Source organism: Cohnella sp. LGH (genome assembly GCF_017671885.1).
Classification (GTDB): Bacteria; Bacillota; Bacilli; order Paenibacillales; family Paenibacillaceae; genus Cohnella; species Cohnella phaseoli.
Genome location: NZ_CP072117.1, coordinates 7,464,520 through 7,485,470, shown reverse-complemented (window position 1 = coordinate 7,485,470; position 20,951 = coordinate 7,464,520). Strand labels below are relative to the sequence as shown.

Here is a 20,951-nt window from a genome sequence, read left to right as displayed (position 1 = left end):
TGCGGCATGACAAACAACACGAACAGAAGAACGGCGCATATTATCTCGCATACCCATTGGGACCGCGAATGGTATTTGCCTTATGAGAAGCATCACGTCCGGTTGATCGAGCTGATGGACACGCTGATGGATACGCTCGAGAGCAATCCCGAGTATCGCAGCTTTTTTCTCGACGGTCAGACGATTATTCTGGAAGATTACTTGCAGGTTCGCCCCGACCGCCGGGAACGGCTGGAGAAGCTGATTCATGAAGGCCGCATCCATATCGGGCCGTGGTATATATTGCAGGACGCGTTTCTGACGAGCAGCGAAGCCAATGTGCGGAACCTGCAGATCGGGCATCAGGATGCGGGACGTTACGGCACGATCTCCAAGGTCGGCTACTTCCCCGATACGTTCGGCAACATGGGACAGGCTCCGCAGCTGATGCGGCAGGCGGGCATCGGCAACGCGATTTTTGGCCGCGGCGTCAAGCCGACGGGCTTCAATAACACGGTCGCCGATTCCGATTATGAATCGTCGTTCTCCGAGCTGATCTGGGAAGGTCCGGACGGGTCGCGCGTGCTTGGCATTCTGTTCGCCAACTGGTACAGCAACGGCAACGAGGTTCCGGTCGATCCGACGGAAGCTCGGGATTACTGGGAACGCAAGCTGGCCGACGCAGGCAAATATGCGTCTACCGGCGAGCTGCTGTACATGAACGGCTGCGACCACCAGCCGATTCAGACCGACCTGCCGGAGGCGATTCGCGTTGCCCGCGAGCTGTACCCGGACACCGACTTCGTTCACTCCAACTTCGCGGATTATTTGGCTTCGGTCGAGGGAGCGCTTAGCTCCGAGCTGTCGGTGGTGAAGGGCGAGCTGCGCAGCCAGCGCACGGACGGCTGGTCGACGCTGGTCAACACCGCTTCCGCGCGCGTGTACTTGAAGCAGATGAACCAGCTCGGGCAGGCGATGCTGGAGAAAGTCGCCGAGCCTTTGGCCGCTTACGCTGCTACGGCGACTGGCGCGACTTATCCGCACCATCTGTTTACCTACGCGTGGAAAACGCTGATGCAAAACCATCCGCACGACAGCATTTGCGGATGCAGCGTGGACGAGGTTCACCGCGAGATGGTGACGCGGTTCGATAAGAGCCGGCACGTTGCCGAGACGATTGTGGAAGCGAGCGCGAAGGCGCTGGCCGAGGCGATCGATACGTCGGAGTTTGCCGCCTATGGAGCCGGTGCGGTGCCGTTCGTCGTGTTCAACACGACGGGCTGGGAGCGCGACGGCACGGTGGAGATCGAGCTGGACGCGGAACGGATTTATTTCCGCGACGGCGTGGCGATGGACGAGATGATCCGCCGCATGAACGCGGTGGATATTTCGGGTCGCATCGTTGTCGATGCGGAAGGTCGCGCGATCGCGCATACGATGGAGGATCTTGGTCTGCAATTCGGCTACGATCTGCCGAACGACAAGTTCCGTCAGCCTTACTGGGCGCGTCGGGTGAAGCTGGTGCTCGAAGCCGATCGCGTCCCTGCGCTTGGGCATAAAGCCTATGCTTGGGCGGAAGGCTCTGCGGCTGCTCAGGCCGGCGTTGCGCCGGAAGCTGCGACGGCTTCGGCGTTGGTGTCCGGAAGCCGCGTGCTGGAGAACGAGCATCTGCGCGTCGAGATCGCGGATGACGGCTCGCTGGCGTTGAAGGACAAGGCGACAGGCGGCGTGTACCGCGACCTGCTCGTCTACGAGGATACGGGCGACATCGGCAACGAGTACATGTACAAGCAGCCGAATGGCGAGACTCCGCTGACGACCAAAGGACTGGCGGCGGAAATTACGGTGCTGGAAAATACGCCGTATCGCGCTTCGATCGAAATCGTGCACGATTGGGCGGTTCCGGCTTCGGCGGACGAGCTGTTCGAGCAGGAAAAGCGTGAGGCGGTCTACTATCCGGAGCGCAAGGCGCAGCGGGTGGAGCATACCGTACCGATGATTATTCGTACAGTCGTCAGCTTGGAGCGTGACGGCAAAGGCGTCGGCGTGCGGGCGACGTTCAACAATCAGGCGAAGGATCATCGCGTGCGCGCGCTGTTCCCGACCGATCTGCAGGCCAACGAGCATCGCGCGGATGCGATCTTCGAAGTGGCGGTGCGCGCCAGCGAGCCGTCCGCGGAGTGGCAAAACCCGAGCAACACGCAGCATCAGCAAGCGTTCGCCGACGTCAGCGACGGCTCGCGCGGCCTGACGGTCGCCAATCGCGGGCTGAACGAGTACGAGGTGCTGCGCGACGGGCGCAACACGATTGCGGTGACGCTGCTGCGCTCCGTGTCCGAGCTTGGCGACTGGGGCGTCTTCCCGACGCCGGAAGCGCAATGTCTCGGCGAGCATACGGTCGAGCTGACGATTATTCCGCATTCCGGCGACGGGGCGGCCGCGGGAGCGTTCGCGCTGGCCTACCAGTTCCAGGTGCCGTGGACGGCTGTCCAAACCGACATTCATGACGGCAAGCTGGCTGCGATCAATGCGCCGCTTTACTGGGAGGGCGAAGGCATCGCGTTCTCGTCGATGAAGCTTGCGGAGGAGAGCGGCGATCTGATGCTGCGCTGGTACAACATGCAGCCGGCGGAAGGCGAGCTGAGCGTCTACATGACAGGAGATTTCTCTCGCATCTATAAGAGCGATGTGCTTGAACAGGCAGGCGAGGACGTTACGCCGGCCGACCGCGACGAGCCGCTGAAAGCTCGCCTCGGCAAATGCGAGATCTACACGTTAGGCGTTGCGCAATCTGAATAAGCTTGCTATGGGGGCTATCCCTTTCGGTCAGGAGATGACCGGGGGATGGCCCTCTGTTTTTTAGGTGCGTGAATAGGTCGGCGGTTCGGAACTGCAAGCGGTCATTGCAATAGCGGTCGTTTCAAATTAGAATCAAAAGACACATACGTAATCGGCAGGAAGGGTGTATCCGGTTTTGGAATCCGCTTTGCTGGGGAGCTTTATTTCGGCGATGGCTACTGTAGTTGGGGCCGCTCCCATCTTTTTCATTCGCAGATTGTCCGAGAAGTGGAAGGATATTCTGATCGCGTTTACCGCAGGCATCATGGTGTCGGCCTCGGCGTTCGGACTTATGCCGCAGGCGATCAAGGAATCGGGCATTTTGGGACTGACGATCGGGCTGTTGGTCGGAGTCGTCGTGCTCGATTTGATCGAGAAAAACATCCCTCATATCGACGTCGAGAACGACAGCCGCGTCAGCTCCTTCGACTCGAAATCGCTGCTGGTCATTATCGCGCTGTTCATACATAACATTCCCGAAGGCCTGAGCACGGGCTTTAGCTATGCCAGTCAAAACGATGGCCTAGGGCCGATGGTGGCGATCTCGATCGGAGCTCAGAACATGCCGGAAGGGCTTATCCTCGCCGTATTTCTCATCAACTCGAAAGTCAGCAAGTTGCGGTCGTTCGCCATCGTTTTTTTCACCGGCTTGATGGAGGCCGTTTCGGCCGTTGTCGGTTATTTTACGGCAAGCGGCATTCAGGGCATGATCGGTTACGGGCTGGCTTTCGCCGCAGGAGCGATGCTGTTTATCTCCTATAAGGAACTCATTCCGGAAAGCCATGGGCACGGGTATGAAAGGGTTTCGACCTACTCGTTTATTTTGGGGCTGCTGATCATGCTGTATATTAGCCAGTGGTTCGGATAAGGGGAGACGCGGCGAATGAAAATCTATAGTTTGCGGCCGATTCCGGCTCTTGAGGGAAAGGTTAAACAATTTCTTGAGGACAACTATGTCAGCATCGGATACCCGGGGATCGGCGATTTGGAAGGTACGGACCGACACGAAATAGAGACAAGATTGGCTGACGGCGGGTTTGCGGAGCGCGAACGCGAGGCGGCGGAAATCGATCTATTCGTAAACGGCGTGCAGGACGGCGATTATGTGTTGTTGGAGAATGGAGACACGGTGATGCTCGGCGATGTCGGGGATTATTTCTATGTCGAGTCGTCCGACACTAGCGAGGACGGAACCTGTCATCGCCGCGGAGTGACGTGGCTGCGTCGGATTCCTCGCTCGGAGCTGAACGATCTCGTACAGGGCACGCTGGATGCCCCCGGACAGCTCAAGCTGTTCGCTTATCCGTCGCAGTTAGCGCAGCTGGATCGATGGCTGGCCCCGCAGCTCGATAAGCCGTCTGACGGCGACTTGCCGCAAGTCGATCGCGAGACGATCGCGGAGGCGCTGGCGGTGCTTAAGGCGGCGCTTCGCAGCGATAATCCCGACCGACGAGAACGGGCTGCTGTCGCGATATTGCGCTATGCCAAATCGGATTAGCCAATCCTAATTCGGCTTGTTCGTCGTATAGCGGTCGCCTTCGCCGAGAATTTCCCGTACGACATTGCGAACCAACCGAACCTGATCGGGCTTCTGGTAGCGCAGCGCCGACAAGATTTCCTGAAGATCGTTTTCCGAGTCGGTGCGTTTCTCTTCCCCGTCCAGATAAGTGAACAACTGCGACAAGCTAACCTCCAGCGCTGCGGAGATTTTAGCCAGATTCAGCAGAGCAACATTTTTCTCGCCCCGTTCGATTTGTCCAATATAGGAGTAATGGAAGCCGCCCTTTTCTCCAAGCTGCTCCTGCGACATTCCCCGTTCCTTGCGCAGGCTCCGTATGCGTTGGCCGACTAGCTTAAGAATCTCGTTCGCCAATCGTTCACACCTCTCATTCATTCCTTATCAGTGTAGAAAAGAGGAGAAAGGTAATGAATCGGTAGAAAGATACAGTTATTAGAAAATTAGTATTCATAAATCGCATTTAAAGCTATAATCAAGACATTCAGTTCTTTTTTTTGTAATTAATACGATTAATGAGTATCATCTCCGTACCGAAGAATCTTATGCGCAACAAGCTGCCAGGAAGGGGGGAGACGGATGCTGCTGCCGTTGCTGAGCTCAAGTGGGGAACATCGCTTGCTGGACGTGAAGGAGATTGTCTATTTACAGACGAACGGAGAGGGAAAACTGACCATTTATTCCTATGACGACGAGTATAAAATGATATCTACGATTAAAGAATTGTCCGACTTGCTGGAGGAATCCGGGTTCGTACGGACGGATCGCGGAACGCTGATTCACCCGGAGCGCGTAGAAGCTTTTGACGGGATTTTGAATATCGTCAAGCTGCGCACGAGAAACGGAGAGGTGATTACGCCCGTGTCGGGCAAGGCTCAGAAGCAAATTAAACATTATTTGAAAAGCTTGAACGAAGTGAAAACGGACGAGGAGTAATCCTTAAGAGAGAAATAGCCGATAGGCGGTTTAGCGAGTGCGATTCATGACCATTCTAGTAAGGAATTCATATACTAGACGGGGTGATCGTATGGTCTTATTGCTGTTATCGGCGGGGTTGGCCTCTCTGGCTTGCATAACGACGCTCGCAATCGGCGCTTTGTCCCCAGTGGGCAAAGCGCTGGGCGTGCTGTCGGCCGTGCTGGGAATCGCGTGCGGGGTAACCGGCGGTTCCGTGGCGGCCGGCCTCGGCGCCGACGAACGAACGGTGGCGGCCGTAGGCCTGTTTTGTTGTTCCTCCTTAATGATCGGTGGCAGCGTCGTGGCGCGCAGGCTCATTCGGAAAGCGGAGCTGCAGCGGCACCTCTGAATCGTCCGCCGTCATCCGACTAGGTCGCGCCGCAAAGTAAACAAATCCTTCAATTCCTCCGTCGACAGCTCGGTGATCCATCCCTCGGAAGAGGAGACGACATTATCGCTGAGCTGTTGTTTGCTTTCCAGCATTTCGTCGATTTTCTCCTCCAGCGTGCCGAGCGCGATAAATTTGTGCACCTGCACGTCCCGCGTCTGGCCCATTCGATAGGCGCGGTCCGTCGCCTGGTTCTCGACCGCGGGATTCCACCATCTGTCGAAATGGAAGACGTGGTTCGCCGCCGTTAGATTCAGTCCTACTCCGCCGGCCTTTAACGAGAGTACGAATACGCCGGGGCGCTTCTCTTCCGAAGAAGAAGAAGGTTCCGCGACTGCCGATTGGAACTGCTCGATCATGCGGTCTCTCGTCGTTTTGGGCGTGCTGCCGTTCAGGTAGAGGACGGGCTCTTCCAATTCCTGCTCCAAAACCCGCCTCAGCATGTTGCCCATGCCGATATATTGCGTGAAAATCAGGCAGCGGTCGCCCTCTTCGCGAAGCTCCTTGACCATGGCCAGCAACCGTTCCAGCTTGGAGGAGCGTCCGACGAGCGCATCGATATCAAGCGGCTTCTCTTCGGAAGAAGGGGCTTCGGGCACGGCTTCCTTCGTCAGCAGCAGCGGATGATCGCACAGCTGCTTGAGCCGGGTCAGTGCGGCCAGAATCGCTCCCTTGCGCTCGATCCCCTCCAGCATCTTCATTTTCTCCATCAGCTCGTTCACCGTCTGCTCGTACAGAGCGCCTTGCTCCGCGGTCAGATGAACATAGGTTTTCATTTCGTTTTTGTCCGGCAGATCCAACTGAATAGCCGGGTCCTTCTTCTTGCGCCGCAGCATAAACGGCTTGATCAGCTTCTGCAGGCTGGCCGTGCTTTGCTCGTCCCTGTCCTTCTCCACCGCCACCGCGAAGCGTTGCTGGAACTCGCGCGAGCTGCCCAGGTAGCCGGGATTGATGAAATCGTACAGCGACCACAGCTCGGACAACCGATTCTCGATCGGCGTTCCGGTTAGTGCGATGCGATGTCTGGCCGGCAGGCTTCTCACGACGAGCGATTGCTTCGTCTGGGCGTTTTTAATATTTTGCGCTTCATCCAGACTGATGGAGGTCCAGGTTACTTCCTGCAGCGTCTCTTGATCGAGAGAACAGGTCGCGTACGACGTAAGCACGACGTCCTCCTGTCGGGCCGCTTCGGTAAACTCTTCTCCGCTTAGACGTTTGCTTCCGTAATGCAGCATCACCTTCAACGAAGGGGCGAAGCGGCTGATTTCCTTCTGCCAGTTGCCGAGCACGGAGGTCGGGCAGACGATCAGCGACGGCAACGGTCGCTCGGCTCCGGCCGCGCTTTCTTGAATATGCAGCAGGTAGGCGATAAGCTGTACCGTCTTGCCGAGGCCCATATCGTCCGCAAGGCAGGCGCCAAGCCCGAACTGGCGAAGGAACGAGAGCCAGGCGTATCCTTCCTGCTGATAGGAGCGAAGCTCGGCCCGCAATCCCAGGGGCACGGGAAGCCTCGGCTGCTCCGATTGCTGCGTCAGCTGGCCGATCAGCTCCGTCAAATGCTCGTTCAGCTCAATCTCCAGACGGATGCGCTGCTCCCAGTCAATGTCCTGCTCCTCTTCGTTCTCCTCTCGCTGCGCGTCCCAGCCATCGTCGCCGCCAAGCAGATGCAATTGAAGAATTTGCTGGAACGAGAGACCTTGGCGTCTGTCCACGGAGGACATCGCCTTGCGAATTTGCGCCAGCAGCGCCGGGTCGAGCTGAATCCATTGGCCGCGAAAACGAACGAGTCTGGCGCCTTTGGCGACCAGCTCGGCGAATTCCGCCTCCGACAGATCGACGTCGCCGATGGCGATTCTCCAGTTGAAGTCGACTAGCGAGTCGAGTCCGAACAGCGACCCGCCGGCGCGGCCTCCTTCGCCGGCGCCGACTTGGGCGCGCAGGCGCGGCTTCTTGCGGCTGGCCGTCTCCCACCAGGCGGGCAGCAGCACCTGCCAACCGGCCGCCAGCAGCCGCTGGCTGTCCGTCGTCAGGAAGCGCCAGGCGGCTTCGTCGTCCATCGGCTCCGCAAATAGATCGCGAGGAGAACCGTTAAAGCGATCGTCCGGCAGCAAGGCGAGCAATCGCTCCAGCCATTGCCCGGAACGCTGGGAGATATAGGACGACCATCCCTCGGGCCATGTGCCGAGCAGCTCGCCGGTCGCGGCCAAACGCGCCGGAAAGATCGCCGATTCCTCCGCTTTGTCCTGAAGAACGAGCCGTATGCGCCAGTCGTCCTCCTGCTCGCCGGGCTCCAGCAGCTGCATGGCGGGACGGAAAGGGGCGTTGTCCGCTTTCCAGCCGATAAAGACGAGCCAGTCGTTCTCGCTCATTCCGGCGTGGTCGAGTTTGTTTTTGTCCGAGAAGAGCAGCGGGTATTCTCGGCGAAGGTCGCCTGCCGACGTCGGCAGACCGTAATGTGTGCTAAACACTCCCGCTGAGAATGCCGCGCGAAGTTTGACTAGGAATTCATTGTCCGTTGCAGCCGCTTCGAGGGAAGCTCGCTCCTCCGAAGATAGAGAGTCTTCGTCCCATACCCACTCCAGCTTGTCTGCCAAATGGGCCTCGAAGCTCGGGTGGTATTTTTTCTCCTCGATTTGTCGGGCCAACAGGGGGGCCAACTCAAGCAACCGCTTAGCGTCATCTTCCCACTCCCACTCGATATGATCGAGCAACTTAGGCGCGGCGAAGTATGGGATGACCATCTCGGACGGCAGCACGACAGCCTCAATATCCTCCAAAGCATGGACGACCAGCTCCGTTCCGTAGAATGAGGCCTCGTGCCAGGCGAACAAGGAGTGCTTCAGGGCGATGCCGGACACGGAGCCGTTGGGGGCTGCGTAATAGCCGTGAAGCAGCACGTCGCCATATTCTCCGAGCAGGCCGCGTACATATATTTTTCGTTCCGTCCGGTTGTGCATCATATTAGCAGCTTTCCTTTCCGAAGCTCCTCCTGAAGCGCGCGCAGGCGGCTGTGCCTGTCCACGAACGCATCGAAGAACTCCTCCCAGCGCGATTCCCGTTTCAGCCTCTTATACAGCTTGGCCAATCTTTTGAGCAGCTTGACCGCCGTTTTGTAGCCGTCTCTATTTTTGAGCAGAACATAGCGTTCAACCGCCTGGTGGTAAAAAGGAAGCAGCGCTTCCGGCGCGCCCTTGTCGATAGGCGCCAGATCGGTCACTCGGAATTCCAGCGGATCGCTGCCCAGGCTGAGCTGGTAATCCATCCATCGCTGCCATTGGCCGGTTTCGAGCAGCTTCTTCTCGTACAGCTCGCGGGTGAGAGGCAGCAGAGAGACGAGGCTATCCCACATTTGCGGTCCGGCTTCGGGAAGATGGCGCATAGCCAAGTCCCAGTATTCCGAATATACGCGCACGCTGTTCGCTCTGCGGAGATTGAGCAGCGGGGCGATTTCCGCCAGCCAGTCGGGGAGCCTCGGCCAATCTTCGGTTTCCGTAAGATGCTCAAGCAGACCCAATAGAAAATCCTCGGGAATGTTCGACTGCTCGTCGACCGCCCGCAGCAGCTCCCAGGCCTCTTCGTCTTTTCTTTGATACGTCTTTAGCGCGGCTTGTGCAACGTTAAGGGCAAGGGGGGAAGAGGGCAGCGCTAGCTGGTTCGCCGTCTCGTCGATGCGGGCGATTTCTTCCTCGTTTGCGGAGGCGGCGTTATTCGTCGAGGAAAGAAACCAGCCCCTCCACACCTGCAGGTAGTGATGAAGGTAGTAGCGGCTGTCGTGCGTCTCTGTGAGCATTTCACGCCGTAAGTAGTCGAGCGTCTGCCTCGCTCTGGATTCGTTGCCGGGGCTTGCGGTTGTCTTAACCATCTGGACGATGCGCTGGGCAATCTTGCCCTGCAGATCGGAAGCGGCATGGTGCGTGTGAAAAGCCAAATAAGAATACATATAGCCGGATACGTCCTGCGGCTGCTTGGTCAGCTTCCCGAGCACATAGAAATGGGCGTGCAGCAGGAAAAAAGCGTCGACATCGGCCGGGAGGGAAGTTTTATGCCGGTAGATCGCGGCTAAGGCATCGTTGATAAATTGCGTATTGCGAGAGCTCTGCATGAGCGACGCGGTCGCCAGCTCGAACCATTCGTGCCATTCCTTCACGCTCAGCTCGGCGATCCGTTTGGCCTGCTTCTGCAGCAGGGCGAGATCTTCCGCGGCCTTCTTGGCCGCGAGCTGCCTGGCCTCGTTGTAGGAAGCTGCCCGGGATTGGGCTTGCGGGGCTGAAGCGCCCGTAATCGATTTGGCGTTAATCAGCGAATGGACCGGGCGATTGTGCATGTCGGCATACCGAAGAAGCGAGGCAAACATATGCTTGCAGTTGTAGCCGACGGGGCAGTCGCAGCGGCTTGACGAGAGGGAATCCAAGTTAATCGAGACATGGTACAGATCGCCTCCCTCGACGACGGCTTTCACCGTGCGCTCTGCGGGAAGGATCAGCTTCACGACTTTGCCCCGTTTGAAGTATTGGAAGCCTCTGCTGATCGTGACCTCGCTGAAATGTTTAGCGACGTCGCGGACGAGACGATCCCATTGGTCGTCGTCCAGTTCATAGGTCGGTATCATATTTGAAGGTCTCCCGAATCATCGAAATCAGAAAGCTATCCTTTAAGTATAACATGTTCGGCTGAGTTGTGCCCTTCGTTTTCGTACATGTGTTCGGTTTTCGAATCGTTCACACATTTGCCCTAAATCCGACCAGAATCTAGAAATCGCTCGGCTAATCTTCTGCTATGATGTTCTGAAGGATGCCGTAGGTAAAATTAACTAATAGATTGGGTCGGGGGCTTAAATATGTCGAAAAATGCCAAATACTCACGCATGCTCACGATTAGAAAAAAGCTGTTGGCGGTTTGTTTCTTTCTGCTGATTGTACCGATTCTTGTGCTCGGCGTTGTCGCCTATCGGGTAGCTTCCGACGAGACGAACGATTTGATCGAGAAAAGCTTGAAAAACAACGTAAGAATGGCGAACGAAATGTTGAACGCTCTGGACGAGTCCGTCAAACATGGCTCGATTACGCGAGAGGAAGCCGAAGAGAGCTTACGGATTATGCTGCTGGGTGAGAAGCAGGCGGACAATAAGAGACCGATCAATAAAAAGATAGATTTGGGCGAAAATGGATACTTTTACGTTCTGGACGACAAAGGAACCCTTCTGGCCCATCCGAGCCAGGAAGGGGATAACATATGGGATAAGATGACCTCCGACGGCGATTATTATATTCGCGATGTTGTAACGTCCGCTCTCGGCGGAGGAGGCTTCACCTTCTACGATTGGCCGCTGCCTCATTCGGATAAGGAAGCTCGCAAAATCGTCTATGCCGAGGCCAATTCCAATTGGGGCTGGATCATCGCGGCCGGCTCTTACATGAAGGATTACAATGAGGGACAAAGAGCGATTCTATGGGCTATTGCGATCACGTTGGCAAGCTGTCTGATCGGCGGACTGGTTGCGCTCGTCCTCTTCAGCGAGCATATTTCCCGTCCGATCATCCGAATCGCAAAGCTGGCGGAGCGGATGTCGCAAGGCGACTTGACCGGAGAGGAGCTCACGATTCGCAACCGCGACGAAATCGGCCAGTTGGGCGGAGCTTTTAATCAATTGTCGCACAGCTTAAGAGAGCTGGCGGGCAATCAGTTGCTCAGCGCGAACGCGCTTGCGGCTTCCTCGAGACAACTGTCGGGCGTTATCGGCGATACGGTAAAAGCCGCGCATCGGACATCCGAATCGTTGGTCGAATTGGCGGCAGCCAATGAAGCGCAGGCGAAGGGAGTCGGAGAAACGGCCGACGCGATGGAAGAGATGACGGTCGGCATCGATCGAATCGCAAATTCGGCGGGGATGACGTTCGAAGCCTCCGCGGCGACGTTAAAGCAAGCCGAGGAAGGACGAGAGCTGCTCGATCAATCCTCCGAGCGGATGGGGACGATTCATGATACGGTCGGCGAGATCGGTCAAGTCGTCGGACAGCTCGGGGACCGCTCCCAGCAGATCGCCGACATCTCCCGGGCGATCCGGGAAATATCGGCGCAGACGAATTTGCTGGCGCTGAACGCTTCCATCGAAGCGGCCCGCGCGGGCGAGCACGGCAAAGGCTTCTCCGTCGTTGCGGGCGAAATCCGCAAGCTGGCTGAGCGCTCCGACGAATCCGCCGTTCAAGTGACGGAGCTGGTTGAAGCGATCGTCGGCGACATTGAGAAGGCGGGCGACTCCATGGCGAAGGGCGAACGAGAAGTGCAGATCGGCATCTCCTCGATCCGTCAGACGGGCGAGGCGTTCGCACGCATCTACGAAGCGACGCGCGGAGTTGCCGAGCAGGCTGAAGAAGCTTCCGCCGCAGCCGAGCAAATGTCCGCCAGCGTCCAGGAGGTTGCGGCATCGCTGCAGCAGATGGAGGGAGGCTCGGCCAAGTCGGCCGAGACAGCCGGCTCCATCACAGCGGCGAACGAGGAGCAACTGGCGGCGATGGACGAGATCGCTTCGTCCGCCGAACGGCTGAGCCAAATGTCCACGAACATGAAGGAGCTCGCCAGCCGTTTCAAAATCAGCTGAAGCTGAGCCGATAGATTCGGTGGAGATGTCCCATAAGTCATGTAAGATGACTTATGGGACATCTCCTGTTACGTAACAAAGGGGGCATGTTTGTAGACATCGGCTTGGGCGGATGGAATATGGCCGCCTCCTCGCGTACTTATTCGACCGGGACCGACTCGCCAGGCCGCCAGAGATGAATAAACTGTGCAACCAGTTGTACGCGATAGACATTGCGCACAAAAAAAGCCAACCTCACATCAAGTAGCAGGGTTGGCTGGCAACAGCGGTTTTTAGATCATGTTCACCATCAAATCTCCATGTGTGTCTGCAAAGCTGATCGAGAAGCTCCTCTTGTTGAATGCCCGTACTACGTCATGCAGATGCCACCACCATTCGTCATCAGGCTTATTGGAATGCTGGAAGTCATGAACGAGTTTGAGTTTATCGTAGAATTCTTGGGCGTTGAACAGCAGAATCAAATCGTACCGATTGACCTCCAGCTTTTCTTCGTCCGTCAATTCTCGGAAATACGAATGAATCTTGCTTCGCGACCGTAACATTTCGATCATTTCAAAAGGGCTGGCGTCCAAGTCTTGCACATCCATCCCGTATTGATGAATATCGTTTTGCCTAGACATATTGGAGCACCTCCTTGATCGTTCCTAATAGTTGATAGCCGTCTTCAGGGGCCAAGTAGTCGGAATAGGAGTCTGGCGGAAACGCTGTCTCCATTATTCCATTCTCACCAATGATGGCTATCCAGTAAACCCCGTCACCGAACACGTAATAGTTCTGATCAAAGCCCTGCAAATGATACACATAGACTACATGCTCGTAGGACGTGCATAGCTTACGACAAGCCGTTGTAGTTATCTAACGTAAAATCATCCGGCAGATGCCCCTTACGTTTTCGCCGCTTCAAGTGATGCTGATCTGAACCTGGCTTCCATACGGGAACATCCTGCTTCATGAAAGCTACAAGCTCCGCAGCCTTCTTTTTTTGATCGACCAAGTTCAAAATAAGCATCATCCTGTTATGACGAATAGATTATCTCCATCATATCACGGAAGAGGGCTTACACTCTATTGTGAATCCTTGGATTCACAATAGAGTGTATAGCAGCGGAAGCAGGCACATCCCCTTACAGTACATCTCAACGATCTCGACAGCCCCGGCAAAGACTAAGCTTGTTCCACAGCAGCGAACAGATCTTGATACTTGTCGTAATCGGCCTGCCGGCAGGTCATTTCCAGCCGGGTTCCGTTCTCCTCGTGGCTCATCGCGTGGATGACCGCATTCTCTTTGAAGTAGGAGACGAGTCTTCCCTGAGCGAACGGGATCAGCACCTCGCAGGTTTTATCGTCCGTGAAAATCCGTTTGCCGATCAGGCTGACGAGCTCGTCGACCCCGACGCCTTTCCCCGCTGACAAGTAGATGCCGCCGTCGGCCTCTTCGGGATAGCTTTGTCCTTCCGCCAAATCCGCTTTGTTATAGACGTACAAGGACGGAATGTCCCCGGCTCCGAGCTCGCGCAGCGTCTCGTTCGTCACATCGATTCGCTTGGCGCTCTCCGGATCGGAGCAATCGACGACATGCAGCAGCAGATCGGCTTCCGTTACTTCTTCGAGCGTGGAGCGGAACGCTTTGACCAGATGGTGGGGCAGCTGGCTGACAAAGCCGACCGTGTCGGCAAGCAGAAACGAGCGCCGATTCGGCAGCGCGATGCTGCGCACCGAAGTCTCCAGCGTGGCGAACAGCATATCCTTGGCCAGCACTTCCTTGTCGGAGCCGGGATCGACCTTCCGAATGACCGCGTTCATCAAGCTGGATTTCCCCGCATTTGTGTAGCCGACTAGGCAAACGACGGGAATTTCGTTTTTGCGCCGCTGGTTTCGTTGGACTTGGCGTCTGGCCACCAGCTTCTCCAGGTCGTCCTGCAGCGCAGAGATGCGGTCCTCGATGCGTCTGCGGTCCAGCTCCAGCTTCGTTTCGCCCGCGCCCCGGTTTTTCAAGCCCGACCCGCCGCCTTGGCGGCCGAGCGATTCGCGCAGCCCGATCAGACGCGGCAGCATGTACTGCAGTCTGGCGACTTCGACTTGAAGCTTGGCTTCTCGGGTCTGGGCCCGGCTGGCGAAAATATCGAGGATAAGCAGCGTCCTGTCGATGACTCGGCAGTCCAACTGCGCCTCGAGATTGCGAATTTGCGAGGGAGACAGCTCGTCGTTGAAGATAGCGATACCGGCCTGATTGGCCGTCATTGCCTCTTTTAATTCCTCAATTTTGCCGCTTCCCATATAGGTTCCGGTGATGATCTTTTCCGCTTTTTGCGTTACCTCTCCGACAACCTCCAGCTCGCAGGCGTCGGCCAAGCTGCGCAATTCCTCCATCGAAGCGCGGAAGCCGGGCGCCTGGTTCAGTTGAACTCCGACCGCGATCGCTTTATCTCTCGTTTGTTCTATTCGTTCCATATATTAATTCCTCCATTTTCGTATCCCTTCGTAAAAAAACGCAACAAAAAACACAGACATCTCTCTGCCTGTGCGGTCGTATGACGATAGAGGTTCCGAACGGACCATACCTATACCAACGGCGCAATACAAACGAACATGCCCGAAAAACAGATGGCGATCACCGTTCGCCATCCATCATCCGTTCCGCACATATCCGTTCCGTTTGCCGTTATAAAAGGGTTATAGGACAGACTTATCCAGAGTCCTCTGCACGCAGGCAGAGCCTTAAGCGCTATTCAATTAGCCGCGCAAGGATCTAACTCGGATGAAGTCTACCACACGTAACCCCTCCATTTCCTGTAAGTATGAGTTAGTGTAGCACAGTCGGGCTTTCAGGTAAAGCGGTAAGGCAAGATTTCGCTAAGGCAAGTTGACACGTCATGAGGTCGCGCCTATGCTTATGAGCATAATATAAGCCTGTCTATATATCCTAATTCTGCCCGCGTTTTTCTATCGGACATTCTGGAGTGAACGCCATGCGCATCAATTTCAAATACAAGCTTTTTTTATCCTTGATCGCGATCCTTCTCTTGGCATCGGTCACGATCTCCGCGATCTGGTATGCGCATTCCCGAAACCTGATTACGGACACGATCCTGCAGTCGACGGAGCTTCTCCTGAACGAACGGAACCGGGAGATCGGCAAGACGATCGCGGGGATCGATTACCAAAGTCGGCTGTTGTCCGTCAACAACGCGAACGTGGACAGGGGACTCGGCAATAAGTGGAAAGACCCCTTCTTGAATTCGCAAGCGAACAAGAAGCTGAACAGCTATATCGACAGCGTGTATTCCGGAAGCTTGTCTATCCAAGCGATTGAGTTGGGAAACGACCGCGGGGATTTTTACGGCAGGGGCATCCGCAGAGGGTCCCCTTATCTGAGGGAGGAAGGAATCGACCGTTTGCTGGCGCAAAGTCCCGACGAACTTCTCGTTCTGCCCTATTACGACAAAGGACAAAACGTCAAAGAAATCATGTTCTATCGCGCGCTTTCCTATTACGGGAAAAATATCGGCTATTCCATGATCAGCATTTCTTCCGGAGCGCTTCAGGAAACGTACGAGGGCATTTTTCTCAAAAACGCCATCGTTACCGTTAGAAACGCTCAAGGCCAAGCCCTGTACACTTCCGGTTACTCCGAGGAATCGCCTAACGAAACGATCGCGAAATTATTCGAGAAATCGGAGGCCGGGGGCAAGCATTTGGTGAAGGATGAGCAGGGCAAGGAGTGGCTGGCCATTCGCCAGAACGTCGCTTCCGGCTACCTGACGGTTCAGGTGGCGGTGCCGATGGAAGATATTCTGGCTAACATCAAGAGCAAATTCGCCGATATTTTGTACATTACGTGTTTGCTGTTCGGATTGCTGCTCGTGATCGTTTTTTTCGTATCGAACTATATCGGACGTAACGTCGCCAAAGTCAGCAATGCGATGCAGAGGTTCAGCGCAGGGGACCTGGAACGGACGCTTGTCATTCGCAGCAACGATGAATTCAGCGCGGTCGCGGAATCCTTCAACGAAATGACCCGCAGCATCCGACAGCTTCTGGAAGACGTCAAGGCGAAGGAAAAAGAAAAGCTGGACCTTGAAATTCGGGCCCTTCAAGGACAGATCAATTTGCATTTTCTGTTCAACACGCTAAATACGATCAAAAACCTTGCGTATATTCAACGAGTCACGAATATCGACCGGTTGGTCGGAGCGTTGATGGAATTGCTGAATATCAGCATGGCGAAGGGGACGAGCGAGACGACGCTAGAGACGGAGATCGCCTATGTTGAGCATTACTTGGAAATTTACCGCTACAAGTCGGTCAAAGAAATCGAATGCGTGGTCGACGTCGACGAGGAAGCGAAGGATGCCGAGATTCCGAAATTTATGCTTCAGCCGATCGTCGAGAACGCGATTATTCACGGCATCGAAGCCAACGACGAAGACAAAAACGGACTCATCTATATTAAAGCGTTCAGAAACGGGCAGGATATCGAGATTACGATCTACGACAACGGCCAAGGCTTCGATCCGCAGGAAGGGATCGGGTTCAGCGGCATTGGGATTTCCAATACGGATCGGCGCATCAAAGCCCGTTTCGGCGAAGCATACGGAATCCGGATCGAGAGCATTCCCCACGAGTCGACGACCGTACACATCCGTATCCCGTACCGGAGGGAGGACACACCATGATCCGCATCGTACTCGTCGACGACGACGTGCTCGCGCTGACGAGACTCAAGCAGCTGATCCGGCTCGAAGACGTTCAGGTGGCCGGGGAATTTACGCAGGCGGAACAGGCGCTGGAGTTTCTGAAGCGAGAAAAGGCGGACATTCTCATTACGGATATGAGAATGCCGAAGGTGGACGGGATCGAGCTTATACGAAGAATCAAGGAAGCCGAGCCGGATGTTCAATTGATCGCCGTCAGCAGCTACGAGGACTTTCATTACGTCAAGATGAGCTTTAAAGAGGGCAGCATCGACTATATCTTAAAGCATGCGTTGAACGAGGAGAGCTTGACGAAAGCGCTGATGGAAGCCATAGCCCGGGTTCATGCAATCAGAGAGAATAAGGACCGGACGTCGCCTTCCCTGGATGAAGGGCTTGCTGCGGAAAGCCGGCAAGCACTGAAGAATCAATTGCTAACGCTTCTGCTCAAGGGTGAGATTCAGGCGGACGAGGCTCGGGAGAGAATGGACAAACACGGCATTCACCTTCGACTGGGGAGCGCGATCGTTGTCGCCTGCGAGATCGACGGTTACCGCAAGACGGTCGAAGGCTTCGAGGACAAGGATAAGTCCATTTTCTTGAGCTCGGTTCATGATCTCATGGAACGCGTGCTTGCTAAAGTGCCCGAGAAAGAAATTGTGCGAGCGGAGGAAGGGCGATATGCGCTGATTCTTTCTTACCCGCACGTGAAGAGCCATTTATTCATCTACAACGCTACGTACGAATACTGCGGACGGCTGATCTCTACGCTCGGCAAAATGCTCAATATCAAGCTTTCGGTCGGCATTGGCGGATTATGCTCGGATATCGCGGACATTCCCGCATCGTACCGTAAGTGTCTGGACATGTTGGACAACAAGCTGTTCGAAGGAGCTGGCAAAGTATTCGACGCTCAACGGACCCTCTCCAAGCCGGTGGGAGCCGGGAACGGCTCTTCGGCGCGGATTCCGATTAATCAGGACGAGATTTACGGGGAATTGACCGAAGGAAGCACGGGCTATCGGGATACGATCGAGGGGTTGTTCCAACGCTTCTCCGAGGGGAAGATTCCGCTTCAGATCATTCAATTGCATCTGGTCGATCTCCTGAACGCGGGTTTCAAGGCGATCAAAAGCCGGGAGCTTCTTAAGCTGCAGGAGGAATATAGCTTTAACTTGCTGTACCAGGAAGTTCATGCGGCGGAGACGATCGAAGAGATGAAGCGGATTATTCTCGATTTCTACGAAGCGATTGCCAACGCCGCGCTGGAACATAAGCGGATGCAGGAACGGAATTACAATAAGCATACGATTCGGGCGATCGAAATCATCGAAAGGGATTACGCGAAGGCGATTTCCCTGCAGGACGTTGCCGACGAGCTTGGCGTTCATCACACCTATTTGAGCAAAGTGTTTAAGGCCGATACGTCGCACAACTTTACGGAATTTCTAAGCGGATACCGAATCGACAAAGCCAAACGGTTGATCGAGACGGGCAAATACAGGCTCAAAGAAATCTACGGCCGCGTCGGATTTAACCAGTACAATTACTTCTTTAAGGTATTCCGGCAAGTCACGGGGCTGACGCCGACCGAATATGAGCGGCAAACCACAAAAAAATAGAGTAGAAACCAAAAACGTGTAGCCTTCTAGGGGCTCGCGTTTTTTTATAATGGGGAAGCAACGCAAGGGAACACTACTATCGCGAAATTAGAGGGGGAAATGCACAATGAACAATCGAGTTTATAAAATCGCATCGCTATCTCTGGCATCGGCACTGCTGATGGGAGCTTTGGCAGCATGCGGTAACGGCGGGGATAACGCCGCTCCGTCGGCTTCCGGAACGGCTTCGCCGGGCGGGAACGCATCGGGCGAGAAGATCAAGATCCGCTATGCTACGGGAGATTCGGGTCCCGCCGTTGCGGTTCAGGAGGATATCGTCAGAAGCTTCAACGAGTCGCAAGACAAAATCGAAGTCAAGCTGGAAACCTACGGTACGGCCTTCGACCAGAAGCTGACGGCCGCGCTTGGAGCGAAGAACGCGCCGGACGTCGTAAAAATGTGGAACTTCCCGGCTTACTATCAGAGCCTAGTTCCGCTTGACGACAAGATTAACGCACTCGAAGACAAGAAGGATTTTTACGAGACGTTGTTCAACTACGCCAACATGGACGGCAAGATTTACGGCATGCCGATCGGCTTTTCGACCCGGGCCCTCCACTATAACAAAACGTTGACCGATGCGGCGGGCGTAACGGTCGGAGAAAACTGGACGATGGAGAATTTGAGGGAGGCTGCCAAGGCGACGACGAAGGACGACGTGATGGGCTTGTACTTCTATTACAATCCGGATCCTTATGCGTTCGAATCGATCTTGTGGTCCAACGGCGGAGAGTGGATCGACGACAACGGCGCTCCCGTCGTTAACAGCGAAGCAAACAAGGAAGCGTTCCAATTTATGCACGATTTGATCTACAAAGATAAAGCCGCCTACGCTGCCAATCTTTCGGACGATTTCGGACAAGCGATGGGCTCGGGCAAATATGCTTTCGGCGAGATGGGCAAATGGTTCATTCCTTCCATTAGGGATGCCGGCGTCGATCTGGGCATCGCTCCGATGCCAGGCTTCAAGGACGGCACGAGCATGAGCGTCGTTCACGCCTCCTTCCTGTCCGTCACGAACAGCAGCAAGAACGCCGAAGCGGCATGGGAATTCATTAAGTACTACACGTCCTACGATTCCGTCAAACAGCTGGGTCAGATTGAAATGCCGGTTCGCGAAGCGGTAGCGAAGGACCTCGGCTACTTGGAAGACGCCCAGATCAAACCGTTCTACACCATGTTGGAGCGTTCCGTCTCGAAGAGGCCGTCGCTGGTCAAAACCGCGAAATGGCCCGAGGTCAGCGCGGAGCTGGCAGCGGCTCTAGAAGCGGTGTTCGCCCAGGACAAAGCCGATATCGGGGCGATCTTGGACGAAACGCAAAGCAAAGTCGAAGGCATCATGAAATAACAATACCGCCTGTACGAGTGTGAAAGATGGCTGCCCGGCGTTCCCGCAAGGGCGGCCATCTCTCGTTATCGAGGCCAGAACGGAGGTATCGCGATGCAACTCAAGGGCAGACGCAAGATCGTTCCCTATCTATTCATCTCCCCTTTTCTCGTCGGACTGTTCGTGTTCACGCTTTTTCCGCTGCTCTTCTCTTTATTCATGAGCGTCCACGATTGGAACATCATGGGGGGGAAAACGTTCGTCGGATTCGGCAACTTTTCGAAGCTGTTCCAAGACGATAACTTCGCCCATTCGTTAAACGTGACCTTCAAATATTCGGCCCTTCTCGTTCCGCTTAACGTCGGAATCGCGTTGGTGCTGGCGCTCCTTCTGAGCGCGATCCGCCGGGGAGCGGGTTTCTTCAAGACCGTGTTTTACTTGCCGAGCATCATCTCGGGAGTCGCGCTCGCGCTGATCTGGACCTGGATCTTGAAGGACAAGGGCATTCTTAATCATCTGCTGACCGCGGTCGGACTGGATGCCGTGCCGTGGCTCAGAAGCCCGGGAGCAGCGCTGTGGGCGGTCGTGCTGACGACCATCTGGGCGCAGGGAGCTATGATGATGGTTTTTCTGAGCGGAATCAAAGCGATCCCGTCCCAAGTGAACGAAGCCGCAATGATCGATGGGGCAACAGGCTTCACCAGGTTCAGGACGATTACGATGCCGCTGCTCAGTCCGACGATCGTCTATAACCTGATTATGGCGATTATCGCTTCTTTCCAGCAATTGACCGTGGTAATGAACCTGACGAATGGCGGGCCGCTCAAGTCGACTTATTTGTACGCGCTGTTCGTGTACGAGAATGCGTTCAAGAAATTCCAGCTCGGCTACGCGGCCGCCAGCGCCTGGGTCATGTTCCTGATCATTCTCGCTCTTACCGGCGGAGTGCTCTATCTCTCCAAGAAATGGACTTATTACGAAGTATAGGAGGTG

Annotated in this window: 16 protein-coding genes; 10 read left to right on the top strand and 6 right to left on the bottom strand. The window is 55.4% G+C overall.

The features are described 5' to 3' along the window. Positions 1 to 6 precede the first annotated feature (6 nt). The 3 genes from J4772_RS30875 to J4772_RS30865 all read left to right on the top strand — a co-directional run bounded on the left by J4772_RS30875 (position 7) and on the right by J4772_RS30865 (position 4,315). Complete coding sequence (locus tag J4772_RS30875; RefSeq protein ID WP_209072836.1) at positions 7 to 2,778, top strand: alpha-mannosidase; 2,772 nt, start codon at positions 7 to 9, stop codon at positions 2,776 to 2,778. Positions 2,779 to 2,953: 175 nt separating this feature from the next. Then, positions 2,954 to 3,685, top strand: a complete 732-nt coding sequence (locus tag J4772_RS30870; protein WP_209072835.1) for a ZIP family metal transporter — start codon at positions 2,954 to 2,956, stop codon at positions 3,683 to 3,685. 15 nt (positions 3,686 to 3,700) lie between these two features. After that, positions 3,701 to 4,315, top strand: a complete 615-nt coding sequence (locus tag J4772_RS30865) for a hypothetical protein (protein ID WP_209072834.1) — start codon at positions 3,701 to 3,703, stop codon at positions 4,313 to 4,315. 6 nt (positions 4,316 to 4,321) lie between these two features. On the opposite strand, the gene J4772_RS30860 is transcribed toward J4772_RS30865, so the two are convergent. After that, positions 4,322 to 4,627: a helix-turn-helix domain-containing protein gene (locus J4772_RS30860; protein ID WP_247741246.1), complete on the bottom strand. Its 306-nt coding sequence runs from the start codon at positions 4,625 to 4,627 to the stop codon at positions 4,322 to 4,324. A gap of 285 nt (positions 4,628 to 4,912) precedes the next feature. Between J4772_RS30860 and J4772_RS30855 the strand changes: the two genes are divergently transcribed. Beyond that, positions 4,913 to 5,269, top strand: coding sequence for a LytTR family DNA-binding domain-containing protein (locus J4772_RS30855; RefSeq protein ID WP_209072832.1), 357 nt, complete (start codon positions 4,913 to 4,915; stop codon positions 5,267 to 5,269). A 91-nt stretch (positions 5,270 to 5,360) separates the two neighbouring features. Then, positions 5,361 to 5,639 carry a hypothetical protein gene (locus J4772_RS30850; RefSeq protein ID WP_209072831.1) on the top strand — a complete coding sequence of 93 codons (279 nt, stop codon included), beginning with the start codon at positions 5,361 to 5,363 and terminating at the stop codon, positions 5,637 to 5,639. A gap of 11 nt (positions 5,640 to 5,650) precedes the next feature. Here the strand turns inward: J4772_RS30850 and J4772_RS30845 are convergent, their stop codons facing one another. Both J4772_RS30845 and J4772_RS30840 read right to left on the bottom strand, forming a co-directional pair. Then, on the bottom strand, positions 5,651 to 8,635 hold the full coding sequence (locus tag J4772_RS30845; protein WP_209077548.1) for a DEAD/DEAH box helicase: 2,985 nt from the start codon (positions 8,633 to 8,635) through the stop codon (positions 5,651 to 5,653). Next, positions 8,635 to 10,287, bottom strand: coding sequence for an SWIM zinc finger family protein (locus tag J4772_RS30840; RefSeq protein WP_209072830.1), 1,653 nt, complete (start codon positions 10,285 to 10,287; stop codon positions 8,635 to 8,637). The genes J4772_RS30845 and J4772_RS30840 overlap by 1 nt, the downstream gene beginning before the upstream one ends. A gap of 228 nt (positions 10,288 to 10,515) precedes the next feature. On the opposite strand from J4772_RS30840, the gene J4772_RS30835 reads away from it, so the two are divergent. After that, on the top strand, positions 10,516 to 12,276 hold the full coding sequence (locus J4772_RS30835) for a methyl-accepting chemotaxis protein (protein ID WP_209072829.1): 1,761 nt from the start codon (positions 10,516 to 10,518) through the stop codon (positions 12,274 to 12,276). A 272-nt stretch (positions 12,277 to 12,548) separates the two neighbouring features. Here the strand turns inward: J4772_RS30835 and J4772_RS30830 are convergent, their stop codons facing one another. The 3 genes from J4772_RS30830 to hflX all read right to left on the bottom strand — a co-directional run bounded on the left by J4772_RS30830 (position 12,549) and on the right by hflX (position 14,727). Continuing rightward, positions 12,549 to 12,896 carry a hypothetical protein gene (locus tag J4772_RS30830; RefSeq protein ID WP_209072828.1) on the bottom strand — a complete coding sequence of 116 codons (348 nt, stop codon included), beginning with the start codon at positions 12,894 to 12,896 and terminating at the stop codon, positions 12,549 to 12,551. Between the two features lie 212 nt (positions 12,897 to 13,108). Further along, positions 13,109 to 13,276: a hypothetical protein gene (locus J4772_RS30825; RefSeq protein ID WP_209072827.1), complete on the bottom strand. Its 168-nt coding sequence runs from the start codon at positions 13,274 to 13,276 to the stop codon at positions 13,109 to 13,111. Between the two features lie 164 nt (positions 13,277 to 13,440). Beyond that, complete coding sequence (gene hflX, locus J4772_RS30820) at positions 13,441 to 14,727, bottom strand: GTPase HflX (RefSeq protein ID WP_371822785.1); 1,287 nt, start codon at positions 14,725 to 14,727, stop codon at positions 13,441 to 13,443. 518 nt (positions 14,728 to 15,245) lie between these two features. Between hflX and J4772_RS30815 the strand changes: the two genes are divergently transcribed. The 4 genes from J4772_RS30815 to J4772_RS30800 all read left to right on the top strand — a co-directional run bounded on the left by J4772_RS30815 (position 15,246) and on the right by J4772_RS30800 (position 20,945). Then, positions 15,246 to 16,952: a sensor histidine kinase gene (locus J4772_RS30815; protein WP_209072826.1), complete on the top strand. Its 1,707-nt coding sequence runs from the start codon at positions 15,246 to 15,248 to the stop codon at positions 16,950 to 16,952. Then, positions 16,949 to 18,592 (top strand): response regulator, encoded by a 1,644-nt coding sequence (locus J4772_RS30810; RefSeq protein ID WP_209072825.1) that lies wholly within the window; start codon positions 16,949 to 16,951, stop codon positions 18,590 to 18,592. Before J4772_RS30815 ends, J4772_RS30810 begins: the two co-directional genes overlap by 4 nt. Before the next feature lie 106 nt (positions 18,593 to 18,698). Beyond that, complete coding sequence (locus J4772_RS30805; protein ID WP_209072824.1) at positions 18,699 to 19,979, top strand: ABC transporter substrate-binding protein; 1,281 nt, start codon at positions 18,699 to 18,701, stop codon at positions 19,977 to 19,979. Between the two features lie 93 nt (positions 19,980 to 20,072). Continuing rightward, entirely contained in the window at positions 20,073 to 20,945 is an 873-nt protein-coding gene (locus J4772_RS30800; RefSeq protein ID WP_116065346.1) for a carbohydrate ABC transporter permease, read from the top strand. Positions 20,946 to 20,951 lie beyond the last annotated feature (6 nt).

Coding starts and splice junctions, on each gene's coding strand:
- J4772_RS30875 (WP_209072836.1), top strand. CDS start 7: ATGACAAACAACACGAACAGAAGAACGGCGCATATTATCTCGCATACC.
- J4772_RS30865 (WP_209072834.1), top strand. CDS start 3,701: ATGAAAATCTATAGTTTGCGGCCGATTCCGGCTCTTGAGGGAAAGGTT.
- J4772_RS30860 (WP_247741246.1), bottom strand. CDS start 4,627: ATGTCGCAGGAGCAGCTTGGAGAAAAGGGCGGCTTCCATTACTCCTAT.
- J4772_RS30855 (WP_209072832.1), top strand. CDS start 4,913: ATGCTGCTGCCGTTGCTGAGCTCAAGTGGGGAACATCGCTTGCTGGAC.
- J4772_RS30850 (WP_209072831.1), top strand. CDS start 5,361: ATGGTCTTATTGCTGTTATCGGCGGGGTTGGCCTCTCTGGCTTGCATA.
- J4772_RS30845 (WP_209077548.1), bottom strand. CDS start 8,635: ATGCACAACCGGACGGAACGAAAAATATATGTACGCGGCCTGCTCGGA.
- J4772_RS30840 (WP_209072830.1), bottom strand. CDS start 10,287: ATGATACCGACCTATGAACTGGACGACGACCAATGGGATCGTCTCGTC.
- J4772_RS30835 (WP_209072829.1), top strand. CDS start 10,516: ATGTCGAAAAATGCCAAATACTCACGCATGCTCACGATTAGAAAAAAG.
- J4772_RS30830 (WP_209072828.1), bottom strand. CDS start 12,896: ATGTCTAGGCAAAACGATATTCATCAATACGGGATGGATGTGCAAGAC.
- hflX (WP_371822785.1), bottom strand. CDS start 14,727: ATGGAACGAATAGAACAAACGAGAGATAAAGCGATCGCGGTCGGAGTT.
- J4772_RS30815 (WP_209072826.1), top strand. CDS start 15,246: ATGCGCATCAATTTCAAATACAAGCTTTTTTTATCCTTGATCGCGATC.
- J4772_RS30810 (WP_209072825.1), top strand. CDS start 16,949: ATGATCCGCATCGTACTCGTCGACGACGACGTGCTCGCGCTGACGAGA.
- J4772_RS30805 (WP_209072824.1), top strand. CDS start 18,699: ATGAACAATCGAGTTTATAAAATCGCATCGCTATCTCTGGCATCGGCA.
- J4772_RS30800 (WP_116065346.1), top strand. CDS start 20,073: ATGCAACTCAAGGGCAGACGCAAGATCGTTCCCTATCTATTCATCTCC.